The sequence below is a fragment of the Bradyrhizobium sp. URHC0002 genome (assembly GCF_054059515.1).
Window position 1 is genome coordinate 7630445 of sequence record NZ_JBSSCF010000001.1, and the last position, 16279, is coordinate 7646723.

Genomic DNA, 16279 nt, shown 5'->3' on the forward strand with positions numbered 1-16279 from the left:
CCATGAGGGTCTGGCAGCTACCGTTCCGCGAACGCCTTCTCGACCACGAACTGCGCGGGCTCGCCGTGATTGCCCTCGACAAAGCCCTTGCCGTTGAGCAGCGCCCGCGTATCGGTCACCAGCGCCGGGCTGCCGCAGATCATGACGCGGTCATGGACTGGATCGAGCGAGGCCAGGCCGATATCGGCGAACAGCTTGCCTGATGTGATGAGGTCGGTGATACGGCCGCGGTTGCGGAAGGGGTCGCGCGTCACGGTCGGGTAATAGACCAGCTGGTTGCGGATGTATTCGCCGATCAATTCGTCGTTCGGCAGTCTTTCGGTGATCATCTCGCCATAAGCGAGTTCGGCGACACGGCGACAGCCGTGCAGCAGCACCACCTTCTCGAACCGCTCATAGGTTTCGGGGTCCTTGATCACGGAGAGGAACGGAGCCAGGCCCGTGCCGGTGCCGATCAGATAGAGATTGCGGCCGTCTTCGAGGTTGTCGATGACCAGCGTGCCGGTGGCCTTGCGGCTGACGATGATCTCGTCGCCCTGCTTCAAGTGCTGGAGGCGCGAGGTCAGTGGCCCGTCCGGCACCTTGATCGAGAAGAATTCGAGCCGGTCCTCGTAATTGGCGCTGGCGACCGAGTAGGCGCGGAGCAGCGGCTTCTCGCCGACCTTCAGCCCGATCATGGTGAACTCGCCGTTGCGGAAGCGGAACGAGGGATCGCGGGTGGTGGTGAAGCTGAACAGCGTGTCGGTCCAGTGATGGACGCTCAGCACGCTTTCCTGGTTGAAATTGCTCATCGCACCGTTCCCTGGCCTGCACGCCGGATTGACCGGCTCAATCATTCGTATACGATCGTTCGTATACAAATGAATAATCCAGCTTGATCCGATCGTCAAGCCGGGCAGAATGTCCGGCGAAGGCATTGAACCAAAAGGAAAAACCATGGCCCACGACGCACCCCAGGCGACCGGTCCCAGCAAGCTGGTGATCCGCAACATCGGGCTGCTGCTGTCGGGGGCCCTGGAGAAGCCGATCCTGGACGGCGATACGATCGTGGCCGAGAACGGCAAGATCACAGCGATCGGACGCTTCAAGGACGTCGACACCGAGGGCGCCACCACCGTCGTCGACGCCAACGGCACCACCGTTGCCCCGGGCCTGATCGACAGCCACGTCCATCCCGTCGCCGGCGACTGGACGCCGCGGCAGAACCAGATTGGCTGGATCGACAGCTACCTTCACGGCGGGGTCACCACCATGATCTCGGCCGGCGAGGTGCACATGCCCGGCCGTCCGCGCGACGTGGTCGGCCTGAAGGCGATGGCGATTTTTGCCCAGCGCGCGTTCTGGACGCTGCGCCCGGGCGGCGTGAAGGTGCACGCGGGCGCGCCGGTGATCGAATGCGAAATGGTCGAGGACGATTTCAAGGAGTTGGCCGCGGCCGGCGTCAAGCTGCTCGGCGAAGTCGGCCTCGGCGGCGTCAAGGATGGCCCTACCGCGCGGAAAATGGTCGGATGGGCGCGCAAGTACGGCATCCAGAGCACGATCCACACCGGCGGGCCGTCAATTCCCGGCTCCGGCCTGATCGACAAGGATGTCGTGCTGGAAGCCGACACCGACGTGGTCGGCCATATCAATGGCGGCCACACGGCCCTGCCCGACGACCAGATCCGCTGTATCTGTGAAGGCTGCAAGCGCGGGCTGGAATTGGTTCATAACGGCAACGAGCGTTCGGCGCTGTTCACGCTGCGCATTGCGCGCGAGATGGGCGACCTCAACCGTGTCATCCTCGGCACCGACGCGCCGGCCGGCTCCGGCGTGCAGCCGCTCGGCATTTTGCGCATGGTGTCGATGCTGTCATCACTCGGCGATCTGCCGGCCGAACTCGCCTTCTGTCTCGCCACCGGCAACACCGCCCGCATGCGCGAGCTCGATTGCGGCATCATCGAAGTCGGCCGCTCGGCAGACTTCGTCCTGATGGACAAGGCGCAGCACTCGCCCGGCAAGAACATCCTGGAGAGCGTGCAGCTCGGCGACCTCCCCGGCATCGGCATGACCATCATCGACGGCATCGTCCGTACCCAGCGCAGCCGCAACACGCCACCGGCCGGCAAGGTGCCGGAGATTATCATCGGGCATTGATGCCACCGACTGGCAAGTGCGCCGGACGCGCCTGAAAACGTTACGTTAAGCCCCGAAAGCGGTGAACGAATTGCCGGCCAGCCCCGACAAAACCGGGCTGCCTTAATGGCAGTCTGTTGGCACTGCTCATCGAGGGATACGTGAAAAATTCGCTGCAAGTCGCCGGCGGGGTGGTTGGTGCGGTCGTGGGTTTTATCGCCACGTTGCTGATCCTGGAGCTGGTCGGCTTCGGAAGTCCGGCCGACCCCATCATGTCGGGCATTCTGGCGCTGCTGGTGATCGCGCCGCTCGGCGCAATCGCGGGCCTCGTCCTCGGCACGACGCTGGCGAGGCGGCTGCGCGGCGGAGAAAACGCCGGCGGACTTCTCCGTAACAGCCTGAAGGCACTTGCCGTTGTCGTCGCACTCTGCATCGCGGCCGGCACCGCCTACTATGCTTTCGCAGTCACGACCGCCACGCCCTGGCTCAACCCGAATGCCGCCACTCCGCTTCTGGTCTTTGAAGTCCGCCTCCCAGCCGGAGCGGCATTGCCGAACTCCGCCCGCGACATCGCGATCGAGTTGCAGACCGACATCAACCGCATGCCGGGTGAACCACGCTTCAACCAGTTCCGTAGCGACGGCGCCAGGCCGGTGATCGCGGGCGACGTCGAGCTGGCGTTCCGCACCGCGCATCGGCAGTTGGAGGTCAAGGTCAAGGACCAGCCCAACCGGCTCTACGCTATCGGACTGTCAACCAAGGCGCCGCATGCATCGGAGTTCGGGCCGTGGCAGCCGAATATCGACGGCAGCGAAATTCGCTATCGCGCCAAATGGCCGGGACAGGATTGAGTGCCATGCCTGCCCCGGCTCGCCTGCCGGGTTCCAGGCCTGAGTTTCGTGTCCTCTCATTGAACCTAGATAGGAGCTGGGTGACTCATTCTTGTGAGCGCCATTGCGCGGATACCCAAAGTGGAACCCGCGCACGGTTGCTTGCCGCCCACAGTCAATATGTTACGCTGAGGGCGCTGGAAAGATTGTTTGCCTTACGCTGTCATTTACAGCTCTCGGGACAATCCGAGCCATGGCCCAGATTCGTGACATCAAGTCAGGCCGTTTTGGCGCGCCACCGCGCGAACCGATGCCGCGCCGCCTTGCGGCCATCGTGGCAGGCGATATCTCCGGTTACAGCCGACTGATGCAAATCGACGAAGAGGGCACACACAACCGTGTCAAGCGCATCGAGCGCGATCTCATCGAGCCCAGCATCGTCGAACATCACGGCAGACTTGTTAAAACCACCGGCGACGGGTTCATTGCGATTTTCGATAGCCCTGTCGAAGCCGTCCGCTGCAGCATCGTGATTCAGCAAAATCTGGTGGGACGCAACACGTCACTGCCGAAGCATCATTGGATCGAGTATCGAATTGGCGTCAACCTCGGCGACGTCATCATCGAAACGGACGACGTTTACGGCGACGGCGTCAATATTGCCACAAGGCTTGAAGGCATAGCCCAGCCCGGCGAAGTCTATATCTCCGGCGGCATTTACGAACAGATAAAGCACAAGCTGGTTTGCGGATACGAATCGCTCGGTGATCGCCATGTCAAGAACATCACCGACCCGGTGCGGGTCTATCGCGTGCTTTCCGATCCGGCTGCGCTTATGCAAAACCGGAAGCGGCGCGAAGGCATTCTGGCCTCCTTGCTGATCCTTGCGCTGCTGCTCATTGCAGGCGGCGTTCTCTGGTTCACGTTCTCGCCAACCGGCAAGCTGCCAAATCTGGTTTCGGCTCCCGTTTCACCTCCGGCTGAAGTGCAGAAGGCGCCCGCCGCAAAACGACCAGCGCCGCCTGCCGAGCCTGCGCCGGCGGTGGCCCCGACGCAGCAGCAGGCGGCACCTCAGCCTGCACCAACGGTGGCCCCAACGCAGCGGCAGGCAGCGCCTCAGCCTGAGCCGTCTCCAGCACCCAAACCTGCGCCCTCTCCGGCCCCCCAACAGGCCGCGCCGCTACCGCCGCCCGCCTCTCCCGCAGCGCCCGCGGTTCAACCAACCACACAGGCAGCCGCGTCGGTTCGAGAACCCGAAATGGTCACGCTTCGGGGTGGCAGCTTCGCGATGGGCAGCAACGAAGACATTTCGGAAAAGCCGGTCCGCCAGGTAACGGTCAAGCCGTTTGCGATGGCGAAATTTCCGGTCTCCGTGCGGGAGTGGAACGCATGCGCCGCCGCAAAGGCTTGCGGGTTTACGGCGAGCGGAAAAGACGATGCGCCTGTTGGAAACGTAAGCTGGAGCGACGCCAAGCAATATGTCGCGTGGCTCGCCGAAACCACCCGCAAGCCGTATCGACTGCCGAGCGAAGCCGAATGGGAATATGCAGCGCGCGGCGGCACGCAGACCAGGTACTGGTGGGGCGATCAGTTTCAGGCCGGCATGGTCAATTGCAGGAACTGCAGCGACATTCCAGCCAACGACCAGCCGGCCAAGGTCGGCAGCCTGAAGGCAAATTCGTTTGGGCTATTCGATATGGGCGGCGGCGTCGATCAATGGGTCGAAGACTGCTGGCACAGGAATTATCAAGGCGCTCCGGCCGATGGGTCGGCGTGGGTTGAGAATGCATGTTCCGCGCACGTCATCCGTTCCGGCTCCTGGAAGAACGACTCGAATTATGCCCGGCCATCAAACCGCGGCAGCTATGATACCAACGTGCGATATCCCACCCACGGGTTCCGCGTCGCATTATCCCCCTAGGGAGCGTTCAAGAGGGCGGTCATGAAATTCATGCGGTTGATCGCTCTGTTCGCGGCGCTCACTTGCCTACCATTCGCAGCGTTCGCTCAGGGCAAGCCCGCACACAAGGATGCCCTTCTCTATTTCGTGTGGCCGCAGAACGGCACCGTCATCAAAGGCGCATTCTGGGCCCGCTTTGGTCTGCGCAACATGGGCGTCACACACGCCGGCGACAACTACGCAAACAGCGGCCATCATCACCTTCTGATCGACGTCAATGAGCCGCTCAATCCGAACGAACCGATCCCGCAGGACAAGTCACACCTTCATTTTGGGGCGGGCCAGACCGAAGCGCGCATCGAACTTCCACCCGGCAAGCATACACTCCAACTCGTGCTGGGGGATGCCGAACACTACCCGCACAATCCGCCAGTGGTCTCGCAAAAAATTACCATCACGATCAGATAGAGCAGAACTCTCTCCGTCGGATTTAAATCCTTGCGCTTCGAACTGCCTGTTTCTGCGACGTCACATATCCTCGCCGGAAACGGTGTTGAATGATGACGGGCCAGAGATGCCGCAAGAGCTTGCTCGGACGCCATCGCTGGCGTCTCGCCGGCGTTAGCAGCTCCTCGGCGCAAGTTTTTCAATAGCATCAGCAGGATTCCGGGCTCTTTGCATCGCGCGGATCGGTCGCACCATCGTTATTTTCGCCTGCGGTATTGCGGTGTATGGTCGATTGCACAAACCCCGGCCGGCGGCACTCTCAAAGAGGAACTCAACGCGCCGGTGATTTCATGCCGCCGAGCCGTGTTGCTATCCATCGAGGCAAACAGGGAGGCAGTACGATGAACATTCGGCCCGACCCCACGTTTCACGCTTCGCCAAAGCTTGCCATGGAAGCTCCGCCGGAGAGCTTCGCCTATACCGTGCTGCTCAGCCCGGACGCTTCAAAGCCAGATGCACTCGCGGTCATCGACGTCAATCCGAGCTCCCAGAATTACAGTCAGATCGTTCACACCGTGACGATGCCCAACAAGGGCGACGAGTTTCATCATTTCGGCTGGAACGCCTGTTCATCGTCACTGTCGCCACTCACCGGCCACGCCTTCCTCGAGCGCCGCTATCTCATCATCCCCGGCATGCGGTCGTCCCGCATCTACATCGTCGATACCAAGCCGGATCCGACCAAGGCGGCGATCCACAAGATCATCGAGCCGGAGGAAATCTTCAGGAAGACGGGATACTCGCGGCCGCACACCGTTCATTGCGGGCCGGAAGGGATTTACGTCTCTACGCTCGGCGGCGGCGGCAAGAACGGCACCGATGGACCGCCCGGCGTCTTCATCATGGATTGCGAGACGTTCGAGGTGCTCGGACGATGGGAGCTCGATCGCGGTCCGCAAACGCTGCACTATGATTTCTGGTGGAACCTGCCGCGCGATTACATGGTGACGAGCGAGTGGGCATTGCCGCCGCAGTTCGAAAGCGGCATCGTGCCGGAAGATCTGCTCTCCAACAAATACGGCCACCGCATCCACTTCTGGGATCTGCGCGCCCGGCGCAATGTGCAGACCATCGATCTCGGCGCCAACCATCAGATGGCGCTCGAAGTACGACCCGCGCACGATCCGGTTCGCGAATACGGTTTTCTCGGCGTGGTGGTCGACACCACCAATCTCGAAGGCTCGATCTGGACCTGGTGGCGCGAGGGCGGCAAGTTTCACATCGAGAAGACGGCGACGATCCCGCCCGAGCCGGCGGCGAAGGAGCAACTGCCGCCGCTTCTGCAAGGGTTCGGCGCCGTGCCGCCGCTGGTAACGGACATCGACCTGTCGATGGACGACAAATTTCTCTACGTCGCCTGCTGGGCCACGGGCGAGATGCGTCAATACGATGTCAGGGAGCCGCGAAAGCCAAAACTTGCCGGCTCGGTGCACGTCGGCGGCATCGCACGCCGTACGCCGCATCCGAACGGCAAGGCGTTTGCAGGCGGTCCGCAGATGGTCGAGATCAGCCGCGACGGCAAGCGGGTGTACTGGACCAACTCGCTGTATTCGACCTGGGACAATCAGTTCTATCCCGATGGCGTCCCCGGCGCCATGGTGATGGCCAACGCGAAGCCGGACGGTGGCCTCGAACTGGCAAAAGACTACTGGGTCAATTTCCCGGACGGATACCGCGCGCATCAGGTCCGGCTCGACGGCGGTGACTGTTCGACGGATTCGTTCTGCTATCCGTCGGTTTGAATGTGAGCGCAGCCGACTGGACGCCTGCCTGGCTCTGGCTGGCTGTCATCGCGAGCGGCCTCTACCACGGCGTCAACCCGGGAATGGGGTGGCCGCTCGCCGTTTCGGCTGGATTGATGGAAAGGAGCCCGCGTGCCCTGGTGGCCGCGCTCGGGCCGCTCACGGCCGGCCATCTGCTCGCCATGCTCCTCGTGATCCTTCCCTTCGCGCTGCTCGTTGCCGTCGTCGAATGGCAGCGCACGATACAGATCGGCGCAAGTCTCCTCGTCATCGCCTTCGGTGTGTTCCGGTTGGCCAACCGGCGTCATCCAAGGGTTTTGGCGCGGATATCGCCGGCACAATTGGGGCTTTGGTCGTTCGCCGTCGCGCTTGCCCATGGCGCGGCACTGATGCTGGTGCCGATCTATCTCGGGCTCTGCCGGGAAGCCGAACTCGACCGCGGCCACGAGGCCGCCGGTACGCTCATCAACGCCAATCTCGGCATGGCCGTGCTGGTTGCCACCGTCCACGCGACGGCGATGATCGCCGCCGGCGGATGTTGTGCCTGGCTCGCTTACCGCTATCTCGGTCTCAAGTTCATTTCGCAGAGCTGGTTCAATCTGGATACGATCTGGGCCGTCAGCCTCATTCTGGTCGGCGCGATTGCATTGGTGCTCAACATGACCTAGCGCGGTCGCGTGCCGTTCAGCGTAGCTTGTCGAGCAATGCCACCAGCGTCTCGCGCTCCTTCGCATCGAGCGGGGCCAGCGTCTCTCTCGTTATCGCGAGTGCGTTCGGCGCGGCTTTCTCCGCCAGTTGCTGGCCGGCGCGCGTCAGACTCACCAGCAAACGGCGGCCGTCCTCGGGGTCCGGGCTGGTCTCGGTAAGTCCTCGTGCGGTCAAGCGGTCGATCACGCCCTTGATGGTCGCGACGTCCATCGCCGTCAGCCGCCCGAGCAGGTTCTGCGAGCACGGCCCGGTCTCGGTCAGTTTTGCCAGCGCCGCCCATTGCGTCGGCGTCAAATTGATGCCGATTTCGCGGGCGAAGATGGTGGCGTGGCGCTGCCACACCTGGCGCAGGATGAAGCCGATCTGCTCGTCGAGGATGTAGGACGGCCGTGCGGGCTTGACCGCTCGTTTCGGTAAAACACTCCTCCCCATCTTTCCGGCCCCTTCCCTTGCCAGCCGCTTACAGCGACAGATGCGCGTCCCGGATGTCCGGTCGCGCATCGAGTTCCGCCATCGTGCCGCCGAAGCAGATCTTGCCACGCTCGATGATGTAGGCGCGATCCGAAATCAATCGCGCGAAATGCAGGTTCTGCTCCGATACCACGATGCTGACGCCTTCCCGCTTCATCGCGAGAATGGCTTCGACCATCTGTTCGACGATTTTGGGCGACAGCCCTTCCGAGGGTTCATCGAGCAGCACCAGCGACGGGTTGCCCATCAGGGTCCGTGCGATCGTCAGCATCTGCTGCTCGCCGCCGCTCATGCGTCCACCGGGGCGGTTGCGCATTTCGCCGAGATTGGGAAACAGCGCGAACAGCTTTTCGCGCGTCCACTGCGGCGCGTTCGGCCGTTTCGGCTGGCGGCCAACTTCGAGATTTTCCTCAACCGTCAGGTCCGTGAAGATGCGACGCTCCTCCGGCACGTAGCCGAGCCCGCCGCGTACGATCGCATGCGTCGGCTCGCGGGAGACGTCCCTGCCTTCGAAGACGATTCGCCCCGAACGATTCTCGACCAGGCCGACGATAGAACGGAAGGTGGTCGACTTGCCGGCGCCGTTGCGCCCCAACAGCGCGACCACCTCACCCTCACCGACTTCGAGCGCGATATCGAACAGGATATGCGCCGGGCCATAAAAGCTGTTGAGATCCGCGACCTGCAGCTTCATGCGCCGGCTCCCTCGCGGTGACGTGCGTCGTAGACAAGACCTTCGCCGAGATAGATGGCGCGCACCTGCGGGTTGCCGCGAACTTCCTCGGGCGCCCCTTCGGCAATCAGGCTGCCGCGGTTGAGCACGAGGATGCGGTCGGCATGTTCGAATACCACATCCATGTCGTGCTCGGTGAACAGCACGCCGATCGATTGCTCGCGGGCGATGCGCGCGGTCAGCCGCATCAGTTCGATCCGCTCGCGCGGCGCCATGCCGGCGGTCGGCTCGTCCATCAACAGAAGTTTGGGCTGGTTGGCGAGCGCGATGGCGAGTTCCAGCCGCTTGAGGTCGCCATAGGCAAGCTCGCCGCACGGACGCCCGGCATATGCGCCCATTCCGACGAGATCGAGCAGCCGGCCGGCCTCCTCGCGCGCGTAACTCGCGGTCGAGCCCCAGAGATTGAACAACTGCCGTCCATACGACACCAGCGCGACCTGCACGTTCTCGCGCACGGTCATGGTCGGGAACGTCGCCGTGATCTGGAACGTGCGGCCGACGCCAAGCCGCCAGATCGCGCGCGGCTTCCGGCCCACGGTATCCTCGCCGAGCAGGTTAATGCGGCCGCTGTCCGGGATGTTCTGGCCGTTGAGCATGTCGAAGCATGTGCTCTTGCCGGCGCCGTTGGGGCCGATCAGCGCCAGGATTTCACCCGCGCGCAGTTCGAACGACACGCTGCGCACGGCATGGACGCCGCCATAGGATTTGCTCAGATTCTCGACCGACAGCAATGTGGGGACCATGCTCATTCGGCAACCTCGACGCGGGAGGTAGCAAGCGCGGATTTCGGTTCGGAGGATCGTCGGCGGTTCCTGATCGCCTCCAGCGTGCCGACGATTCCCTTGGGGAACGCCACCACCATCAGCACGATGAAGCCACCCAGCACCAGTTTCGAGAGGTCGGTCTGGCTGACCAGCCAAATGTTGGCCGCCTTGAACACGATGGCACCGATGACCGCGCCGGAAACCGTCTCGACGCCGCCGAGCAGCACCATGACCAGCGCATCGACCGACAGCGAGATGCCGAGGCTGTCAGGGAACACGCTTCCCTTCAGATAGGCAAACAGCGCGCCGCCGATCCCTGCGACCGTGCCTGATATGACGAACGCCGTCCATTGCACGCGCTTGCCGTTGATGCCGATCGCTTCGCTGCGCAGCGGCGAGTCCCGCGTCGCGCGCAGTGCGAAGCCGAACGGCGAGAACACGATCACCCGCAGCACCGTGACCGCAAGGGCTGCGATCGAAAGCGACAGCCAGTAAAAACTGGCCGGGCCCGCGGCCCACTTGTCCGGCCAGACGCCCAAAATGCCGTTGTCGCCGCCGGTCACCGCCACCCATTGGAACGCGATCGACCAGACTATCTGCGCAAAGGCCAACGTCAGCATCGCGAAATAGACGCCGGACAGTTGCACGGCGAAGAAGCCGAACACGGCGGCGCCCAGCAGCCCCAGCACCGGACCCAACAGAAGCGAGACGATCATCGGCAGTCCCGCCGCCTTGGCGAGGAATGCAACACCATAGGCGCCGAGCCCGAAATAGGCGGCGTGGCCGAACGAGGCGAGCCCGCCGACCGACATCAGGAAATGCAGGCTGGCGGCAAAGATCACGTAGATTGCGATCTCCGACCCAACCGTGAGCGCATAATTGCCGGCGAACAGCGGCAGCATCGCCGCAACGACCAGCGCGCCTAGCGACATCAACCGCTCGCCCGAAGTCAGCGGTCGCCACGGATTGACGGTCAGCCCCGGCGTGCGCCGCGCGGCGGCCTCCGGCTTGCCGAACAGGCCCCACGGCCGCACGATCAGCACCACCGCCATCACCAGGAATACCAGGATGATGGAGATCTTTGGAAAAATGAGAATACCGAAGGCGTTCAGTTCGGACACCAGCACGGCGGCGACGAAAGCGCCGATGATGCTGCCGAGCCCGCCGATCACCACCACCACGAACACGTCGACGATGATGCGAAGGTCGAGCGCATGATGCACGGCATCGCGCGGGATCTGCAGCGCGCCGCCGAGGGCTGCGAGAAAGACGCCGAGCGCGAATACACTGGTGAACAGCCATTTCTGATTGACGCCGAGCGCCGCCACCATGTCGCGGTCCTGCGTCGCCGCGCGCACCAGTACGCCCCAGCGCGTGCGCTGGAATAGCAGCCAGAGCCCGCCGAGCACGACCGGGCTGAGTCCGATCAGGAACAAATCATAGCTCGGAATATTCTGGCCGAAGAAATCGACCGCGCCCTTGAAGCCGGGCGCGCGGCGGCCGAGCAGATCGTCGGGCCCCCAGATCAGCACCACAATATCCTGAACCATCAAGGTGAGTCCGAAGGTCGCGAGCAACTGGAACAATTCCGGCGCATGATAGATCCGCCGCAAGAGCACCATCTCGACCAGCACGCCGACGACGGCCACGACCAGCGCCGCGACGACGATGCCGCCCCAGAAGCCGAACGCGCCAGAGAAGCGCTCGGTCAGCGTGAACGCGACATAGGCGCCGAGCATGTAGAACGCGCCATGGGCAAAATTCACGATCCGCGTCACGCCGAAAATGATCGACAGCCCCGACGCGACCAGGAACAGCGACGCCGCGCTGGCGAGGCCGGTCAGGAACTGAACGAAGTAAAAGGCCATGAGCGGTCCGGGTTAGCACAGAGCGGGCTTTTCATCCTTCGAGACGGCGCTCCGCGCCTCCTCTGGATGAGGTCTTAAATCTGGATCGGGTCCTCCAGACCCTCATGGTGAGGAGCGCGACACCGCCGCGCGTCTCGAACCATGAAGGCCCCCCGACCTCAACCGAAGTTCAATCCTTCGGACGCAGCTTTCCAACTTCGGCATCGCTCGGAAGGTAATCCGCCCCCTTGCGATAGACTGAGTCCACCATCACGCCCTTGCCGTCCTTCAGCGCGGTCTTGCCGACATAGGCCCCTAACGTCGACTGGTGATCGATCTTGCGGAAGGTGATCTCGCCGAACGGCGACGGCATCGACAGGTCTTCAGTCGCTGCAATCAGCTTCTCCGGGTCGGTCGAGTTGGCTTTGGCAAGGATTGCGGCGGCGGCCTTGATGGTCTGGTAGCCGACGATCGAGCCGAGGCGCGGGTAGTCGTTGTACTTGGCCTGATACGCCTTCAGGAACTTGTCATGGTCCGGCGTCTTGATGTCGTACCAGGGGTAACCCGTGACGATCCAGCCTTCGGGAGTCTCGTCCTTCAAGGGATCGAGATATTCCGGCTCGCCGGTGAGGAACGACACCACCGAGCGACCCTTGAACAGGCCTCGCGTATTGCCCTCGCGGACGAGTTTCACCAGGTCGGCGCCGAAGGTGACGTTGAGGATCGCCTCGGGGTTGGCGGCCGCAACCGCCTGCACCACCGGACCGGCGTCGATCTTGCCCTGCGGCGGCCACTGCTCGTCGACCCACTGGATGTCGGGCCGCTTCTCCGACATCAGCTTCTTGAACACCGCGACCGCCGACTGGCCGTATTCATAATTCGGCGCAATCGTCGCCCAGCGTTTTGCGGGCAACTTGGCGGCCTCTTCCACCAGCATCGCGGCCTGCATGTAGTTGGAAGGACGCAGCCGGAATGTGTAGCGGTTGCCCTTCGACCAGGTGATGGCGTCGGTCAAAGGTTCTGCCGCCAGGAAAAACACTTTCTTCTGGTTGGCGAAGTCGCTGACGGCCAGACCGATGTTGGAGAGGAACGTGCCAGTCAGCATCGCCACGTTCTCGCTCGACACCAGTTCGTTGGCAGCGGTCTGCGCGTCCGCCGGCTTGCCGCCGTCATCCTTGGAGATGACGACGAGCTTCTTGCCGTTGATGCCGCCCGCCGCGTTGATTTCCTCGACCGCAAGCTGCCAGCCCTTGCGATAGGGCTCGGTGAAGGCGGGCAACAGCGAGTAGCTGTTGATCTCGCCGATCTTGATCTCGCTCTGCGCCATGGCGTTCCCCGCCATGCCCGCAACCGCGATCGCCAGTCCCGCGCCCAGTAAGTGTCTCCGTCGCATCCCTACCTCCAATGCACTGTGAAACTATCTCAAACCGTCTTCGCCTTTGACTTCCGAAACCGTTAGTCCGCCGACCCGCGGCAATGGCCTGCCGCTGTCGGTGACCGCAACCGCGACCATGATCTCGTTGGCGCGCGGCGCGTCATTGATCTGCACTTCCATTCCATCGAAATGACTGCGCACGAAGGCTGCGTCCTTGTGCCCGAGCGGAATGTCGAGCGTCGTCCCCGGCCCGCTGCGCTTCTTCGATGAGGGGATCAGCGCTGCGCCCTTGCTCAGGACTTTCCGCACCGGCGCGCCCATCTTCGGATGCAGGATTGCTGCCGCGTGTTCCAATTCACCGTTTTCGCCGACGGCTGCGGCCTTGCCGTAGCTGTGCGCCCTGGCGCCGTCGATGCCGAGCGCAGCCACGGCCTTCTTCGACAGCAGATCGCCGAGCTCCTCGCCGATTTCGATCAAAGGCGTGAGGTCCTCGACGTACCGGCCGGCAAACGGATTCTCGATCACGGCGATTGCAGCAGCCCGCCGCGTCGGCGGCGCAACCTTCTGTCCCATCTCCAGATGGGTTTCCTCGACCACCGTGACGATCTTGCGAATGATCGCGCTCATTGTCAGCCTCGCTCCCGATCAAACATGCGGTGTTCTTTCCAGCGCGCTTTCATGAAACGCCGGCAACGCGCCCGCCTTGATCCCAGTTGCACCCACCACGGCCGTCTCGCCTAGTAGACGCAAGGCCGCACCTTCGATCAATCCCGCCGCAAGCAATTGCTGTGCCCGGCCAACCCCTGCCCGCAACGCGTCGTCGATCTCGCCTTCTCCGAGTGCGCCGACGTCACGGGTAACAAGGCGCACGCCGAGGTCGCTGTCGGGCTGTAATTCATTCGCCGGCCGACGGACAATGGCGGGATGGCCGGGCAGATCGACGGCATTGGCGATGATGGTGGCGGCCGCATCGGCCTGTGACGCCGTTTTCGCCAGAACGGTGACGGCATCGGCGATCCCCAGCGAAAAACTGCGGCCGTGCCGCCCGCTGGTCGCGATGCCACGCACCGGATCGTCAGCGTCAATCACCGTTGTTCGCATCAGGCCCTGCCGGCCGGGCCGATCCAACAGGCCGACGGTGAATTGCTGCCCAGCTGCAAGATGCAACGCTATGTCACCGCCATTATTGACGTAAGCGCGGTCGAGCCGTGCCAAAGCAAGCATCGAGCCGAGAATTTCTTCCGCGACGCTACCCGCCACGGCCGCCATCGGCGTGATGAAGTGATCGGCCGCAAACGGAACCACCGCCGAATACATGCGGCGCGCAACGACACCATTCAGCGCACTTCGAGCCGGATCGGCAGCCCTTCGAAGTTCGGTCAACTCTTCGCAGAGTTCATCGAGCAAGCCGGTAAAGCGCCACGCCGCCGCCTCGTAAGCAGCGCGTACATCGATTTCACTTCCCTTTGCCTCGACGATCAGATCGATCGGACCGTCCTGCAAATGCAGCCGCTTGCCGTCAGGAAGAAGCGCGATTTGCGGCAGCCGTTTCATGCGCGCCGTCCCGGAATGAAAGGCATCGGGCGGGTTTCGGTGTTGTCCCGCAGCGATGCCAGCGGACGAACATGATCCATGTGGCCGCCGAGCGCGGCATAATCGGAAAGCCGCAGCGTGAATTCGATCGGCGCCACCAGCGCCGGCGTCGGCACATAGCCGAACGCGCCGGCCGGCATCTGCGTGACATCGACCATGAACGTGATGCCGCCGCCCGGCCAGACGTACACAGGTGCGCCGCCGCTGGTGACCCGCGTCAGCGCGTCCTTGACCGAGCGCGTCAGCCGCACCGGATTGTCGGTGACGCCGGCGCGCAGCGAGCCGCCCGCGCCGCCCATGAACAGCACCGTGCACAGCGCCGGCTCGCAATTCTCCTGGATACGCTCGACCGAAAACCGAAGATCGGGCGGCATCTGCTTTTCGATCGGCCGCAGCGCTTCATCAAGCTCGTAATAGGCCGCATGCTCGCCGGTGGTCGAAACCATCAGCATGGTCAGGCCGGGCCGCGCCTCCTTCGGATTGAACGGCCCCAGCACCGACAGCGGATCGGAAATATTGGTGCCGCCCCAGCCGGTGCCGGGATCGGCGACCTGGAAGTAACGGCCGGGCGTCGAGCGCCGCCCCTTCATCTTGATCCCGGTATCGGGAATATCGAGCAGCTTGCCGGCCTGGTGCTCCGAGAGAACGCCGGTGATGTGGTCGTCGACGACCACGACCTCATCGACCTTGCCATGCCACTGCTTGGCGAACATGCCGATGGTTGCCGAGCCGCAGCCCACCCGCATGCGCTCTTCGGCAACGCCATTGACGATGGGGGGATAGCCAGCCTGCACCACGACCGTGGCGCCGCCATCGATGGTCAACTCCACCGGCTTGCAGTTGGAGAGGTCCATCAGCGCGTCGCAGGTGACGCGGCCTTCCTTCTTGGAACCACCGGTCAGGTGATGCACGCCGCCGAGCGACAGCATCTGCGAACCGTATTCGCTCGTCGTCACGTGTCCGATCGCCTCGCCTTGCGCACGGACGGTCGCCGTCTCGGGCCCGAGATAGCGATCAGTGTCGATCTTCACCTTGACGCCGCAATAGCTGAAAATGCCCTCGGTCACGACCGTGACCATGTCGATACCGTCGACTTCCGACGACACGATGAAGGGCGCCGGCTTGTAGTCGGGATAGGTGGTGCCGGCGCCGATGGCGGTGACGAACACGTTCGGCTCGTGGACGATCTTGCCGTCCCAGTCGCCGCCGCCGGCCTGGAACGGCACCAGCCGCCCGCCATGCGATACCGTCTGCTCCAGCACGATGTGCGGGTCGACACGCACCAGCTCGCCGTTATGATTGGCATAACGATCGCACGCGCCTGCCGCGCCCGGCTTGATGTAGCACATCACCGGACAGGCATCGCAGCGGATCTTGTCGCCACCGTCGGCGGACATCGCATCAGTCATGAACAAGCCTGCGGTCGAGAAGGCGCCGATCGGAGCCGTTTCCTCGCGGCCCGATCACTTTGTTCGTATACGAATGATGTTGCGCGCGGACGGAAACGCTGTCAAGCGGCCCCTGCCGCGAAAGGCCCGACTTGCCGCATAATACCTCATTTGCCTCGCCGCCCTGTTCATAAAGCGAGCACGCGCTGCAGCGCGGGATCGCGCGGCTTGCACGTTTGTACACAAACGGTATCTTTCCCGGACGTTCCGCACAGAGTTTTGCAGCGCAACGAAGGCTTAGGGGAG

Annotated in this window: 15 protein-coding genes; 6 read left to right on the forward strand and 9 right to left on the reverse strand. The window is 63.1% G+C overall.

The window, feature by feature from the left end; genetic code table 11:
* Positions 1 to 17: 17 nt before the first annotated feature.
* Positions 18 to 791: a ferredoxin--NADP reductase gene (locus tag ACVWVY_RS36895; RefSeq protein ID WP_456631010.1), complete on the reverse strand. Its 774-nt coding sequence runs from the start codon at positions 789 to 791 to the stop codon at positions 18 to 20.
* A gap of 145 nt (positions 792 to 936) precedes the next feature.
* Between ACVWVY_RS36895 and ACVWVY_RS36900 the strand changes: the two genes are divergently transcribed.
* The 6 genes from ACVWVY_RS36900 (at position 937) to ACVWVY_RS36925 (ending at position 7762) form a co-directional block, all read left to right on the forward strand.
* Positions 937 to 2136, forward strand: coding sequence for an amidohydrolase family protein (locus tag ACVWVY_RS36900; RefSeq protein WP_456631011.1), 1200 nt, complete (start codon positions 937 to 939; stop codon positions 2134 to 2136).
* A gap of 140 nt (positions 2137 to 2276) precedes the next feature.
* Entirely contained in the window at positions 2277 to 2966 is a 690-nt protein-coding gene (locus ACVWVY_RS36905) for a hypothetical protein (RefSeq protein ID WP_456631012.1), read from the forward strand.
* Positions 2967 to 3198: 232 nt separating this feature from the next.
* Positions 3199 to 4866: an SUMF1/EgtB/PvdO family nonheme iron enzyme gene (locus ACVWVY_RS36910; protein ID WP_456631013.1), complete on the forward strand. Its 1668-nt coding sequence runs from the start codon at positions 3199 to 3201 to the stop codon at positions 4864 to 4866.
* 21 nt (positions 4867 to 4887) lie between these two features.
* Complete coding sequence (locus ACVWVY_RS36915; protein WP_456631014.1) at positions 4888 to 5313, forward strand: DUF4399 domain-containing protein; 426 nt, start codon at positions 4888 to 4890, stop codon at positions 5311 to 5313.
* A gap of 380 nt (positions 5314 to 5693) precedes the next feature.
* Complete coding sequence (locus ACVWVY_RS36920; RefSeq protein ID WP_456631015.1) at positions 5694 to 7094, forward strand: selenium-binding protein SBP56-related protein; 1401 nt, start codon at positions 5694 to 5696, stop codon at positions 7092 to 7094.
* A 2-nt stretch (positions 7095 to 7096) separates the two neighbouring features.
* A complete protein-coding gene (locus ACVWVY_RS36925) occupies positions 7097 to 7762 on the forward strand; it encodes a hypothetical protein (RefSeq protein ID WP_456631016.1) in 666 nt (221 codons plus the stop codon).
* Positions 7763 to 7778: 16 nt separating this feature from the next.
* Here ACVWVY_RS36925 and ACVWVY_RS36930 read toward each other — a convergent pair whose 3' ends face one another.
* The 8 genes from ACVWVY_RS36930 to ACVWVY_RS36965 all read right to left on the reverse strand — a co-directional run bounded on the left by ACVWVY_RS36930 (position 7779) and on the right by ACVWVY_RS36965 (position 15994).
* Positions 7779 to 8234, reverse strand: a complete 456-nt coding sequence (locus ACVWVY_RS36930; RefSeq protein ID WP_456631017.1) for a MarR family winged helix-turn-helix transcriptional regulator — start codon at positions 8232 to 8234, stop codon at positions 7779 to 7781.
* Between the two features lie 28 nt (positions 8235 to 8262).
* Positions 8263 to 8967 carry an ABC transporter ATP-binding protein gene (locus ACVWVY_RS36935; RefSeq protein ID WP_456631018.1) on the reverse strand — a complete coding sequence of 235 codons (705 nt, stop codon included), beginning with the start codon at positions 8965 to 8967 and terminating at the stop codon, positions 8263 to 8265.
* Positions 8964 to 9755 carry an ABC transporter ATP-binding protein gene (locus tag ACVWVY_RS36940; protein WP_456631019.1) on the reverse strand — a complete coding sequence of 264 codons (792 nt, stop codon included), beginning with the start codon at positions 9753 to 9755 and terminating at the stop codon, positions 8964 to 8966. Before ACVWVY_RS36940 ends, ACVWVY_RS36935 begins: the two co-directional genes overlap by 4 nt.
* Positions 9752 to 11638: an ABC transporter permease gene (locus ACVWVY_RS36945; RefSeq protein WP_456631020.1), complete on the reverse strand. Its 1887-nt coding sequence runs from the start codon at positions 11636 to 11638 to the stop codon at positions 9752 to 9754. The genes ACVWVY_RS36940 and ACVWVY_RS36945 overlap by 4 nt, the downstream gene beginning before the upstream one ends.
* Positions 11639 to 11807: 169 nt before the next feature.
* Entirely contained in the window at positions 11808 to 13010 is a 1203-nt protein-coding gene (locus ACVWVY_RS36950; RefSeq protein WP_456631021.1) for an ABC transporter substrate-binding protein, read from the reverse strand.
* Between the two features lie 24 nt (positions 13011 to 13034).
* Positions 13035 to 13619 (reverse strand): amino acid synthesis family protein, encoded by a 585-nt coding sequence (locus ACVWVY_RS36955; protein ID WP_456631022.1) that lies wholly within the window; start codon positions 13617 to 13619, stop codon positions 13035 to 13037.
* Between the two features lie 18 nt (positions 13620 to 13637).
* Positions 13638 to 14546: a UPF0280 family protein gene (locus ACVWVY_RS36960; RefSeq protein ID WP_456631023.1), complete on the reverse strand. Its 909-nt coding sequence runs from the start codon at positions 14544 to 14546 to the stop codon at positions 13638 to 13640.
* Complete coding sequence (locus ACVWVY_RS36965; protein WP_456631024.1) at positions 14543 to 15994, reverse strand: 6-hydroxynicotinate reductase; 1452 nt, start codon at positions 15992 to 15994, stop codon at positions 14543 to 14545. Before ACVWVY_RS36965 ends, ACVWVY_RS36960 begins: the two co-directional genes overlap by 4 nt.
* Positions 15995 to 16279 lie beyond the last annotated feature (285 nt).

Bases quoted from the DNA above. Each gene is read 5' to 3' on its own strand.
- ACVWVY_RS36950 (WP_456631021.1), bottom strand. From the start codon at position 13,010: ATGCGACGGAGACACTTACTGGGCGCGGGACTGGCGATCGCGGTTGCG.
- ACVWVY_RS36935 (WP_456631018.1), bottom strand. From the start codon at position 8,967: ATGAAGCTGCAGGTCGCGGATCTCAACAGCTTTTATGGCCCGGCGCAT.
- ACVWVY_RS36920 (WP_456631015.1), top strand. From the start codon at position 5,694: ATGAACATTCGGCCCGACCCCACGTTTCACGCTTCGCCAAAGCTTGCC.
- ACVWVY_RS36945 (WP_456631020.1), bottom strand. From the start codon at position 11,638: ATGGCCTTTTACTTCGTTCAGTTCCTGACCGGCCTCGCCAGCGCGGCG.
- ACVWVY_RS36960 (WP_456631023.1), bottom strand. From the start codon at position 14,546: ATGAAACGGCTGCCGCAAATCGCGCTTCTTCCTGACGGCAAGCGGCTG.
- ACVWVY_RS36955 (WP_456631022.1), bottom strand. From the start codon at position 13,619: ATGAGCGCGATCATTCGCAAGATCGTCACGGTGGTCGAGGAAACCCAT.
- ACVWVY_RS36965 (WP_456631024.1), bottom strand. From the start codon at position 15,994: ATGACTGATGCGATGTCCGCCGACGGTGGCGACAAGATCCGCTGCGAT.
- ACVWVY_RS36930 (WP_456631017.1), bottom strand. From the start codon at position 8,234: ATGGGGAGGAGTGTTTTACCGAAACGAGCGGTCAAGCCCGCACGGCCG.
- ACVWVY_RS36910 (WP_456631013.1), top strand. From the start codon at position 3,199: ATGGCCCAGATTCGTGACATCAAGTCAGGCCGTTTTGGCGCGCCACCG.
- ACVWVY_RS36940 (WP_456631019.1), bottom strand. From the start codon at position 9,755: ATGAGCATGGTCCCCACATTGCTGTCGGTCGAGAATCTGAGCAAATCC.
- ACVWVY_RS36895 (WP_456631010.1), bottom strand. From the start codon at position 791: ATGAGCAATTTCAACCAGGAAAGCGTGCTGAGCGTCCATCACTGGACC.
- ACVWVY_RS36915 (WP_456631014.1), top strand. From the start codon at position 4,888: ATGAAATTCATGCGGTTGATCGCTCTGTTCGCGGCGCTCACTTGCCTA.
- ACVWVY_RS36900 (WP_456631011.1), top strand. From the start codon at position 937: ATGGCCCACGACGCACCCCAGGCGACCGGTCCCAGCAAGCTGGTGATC.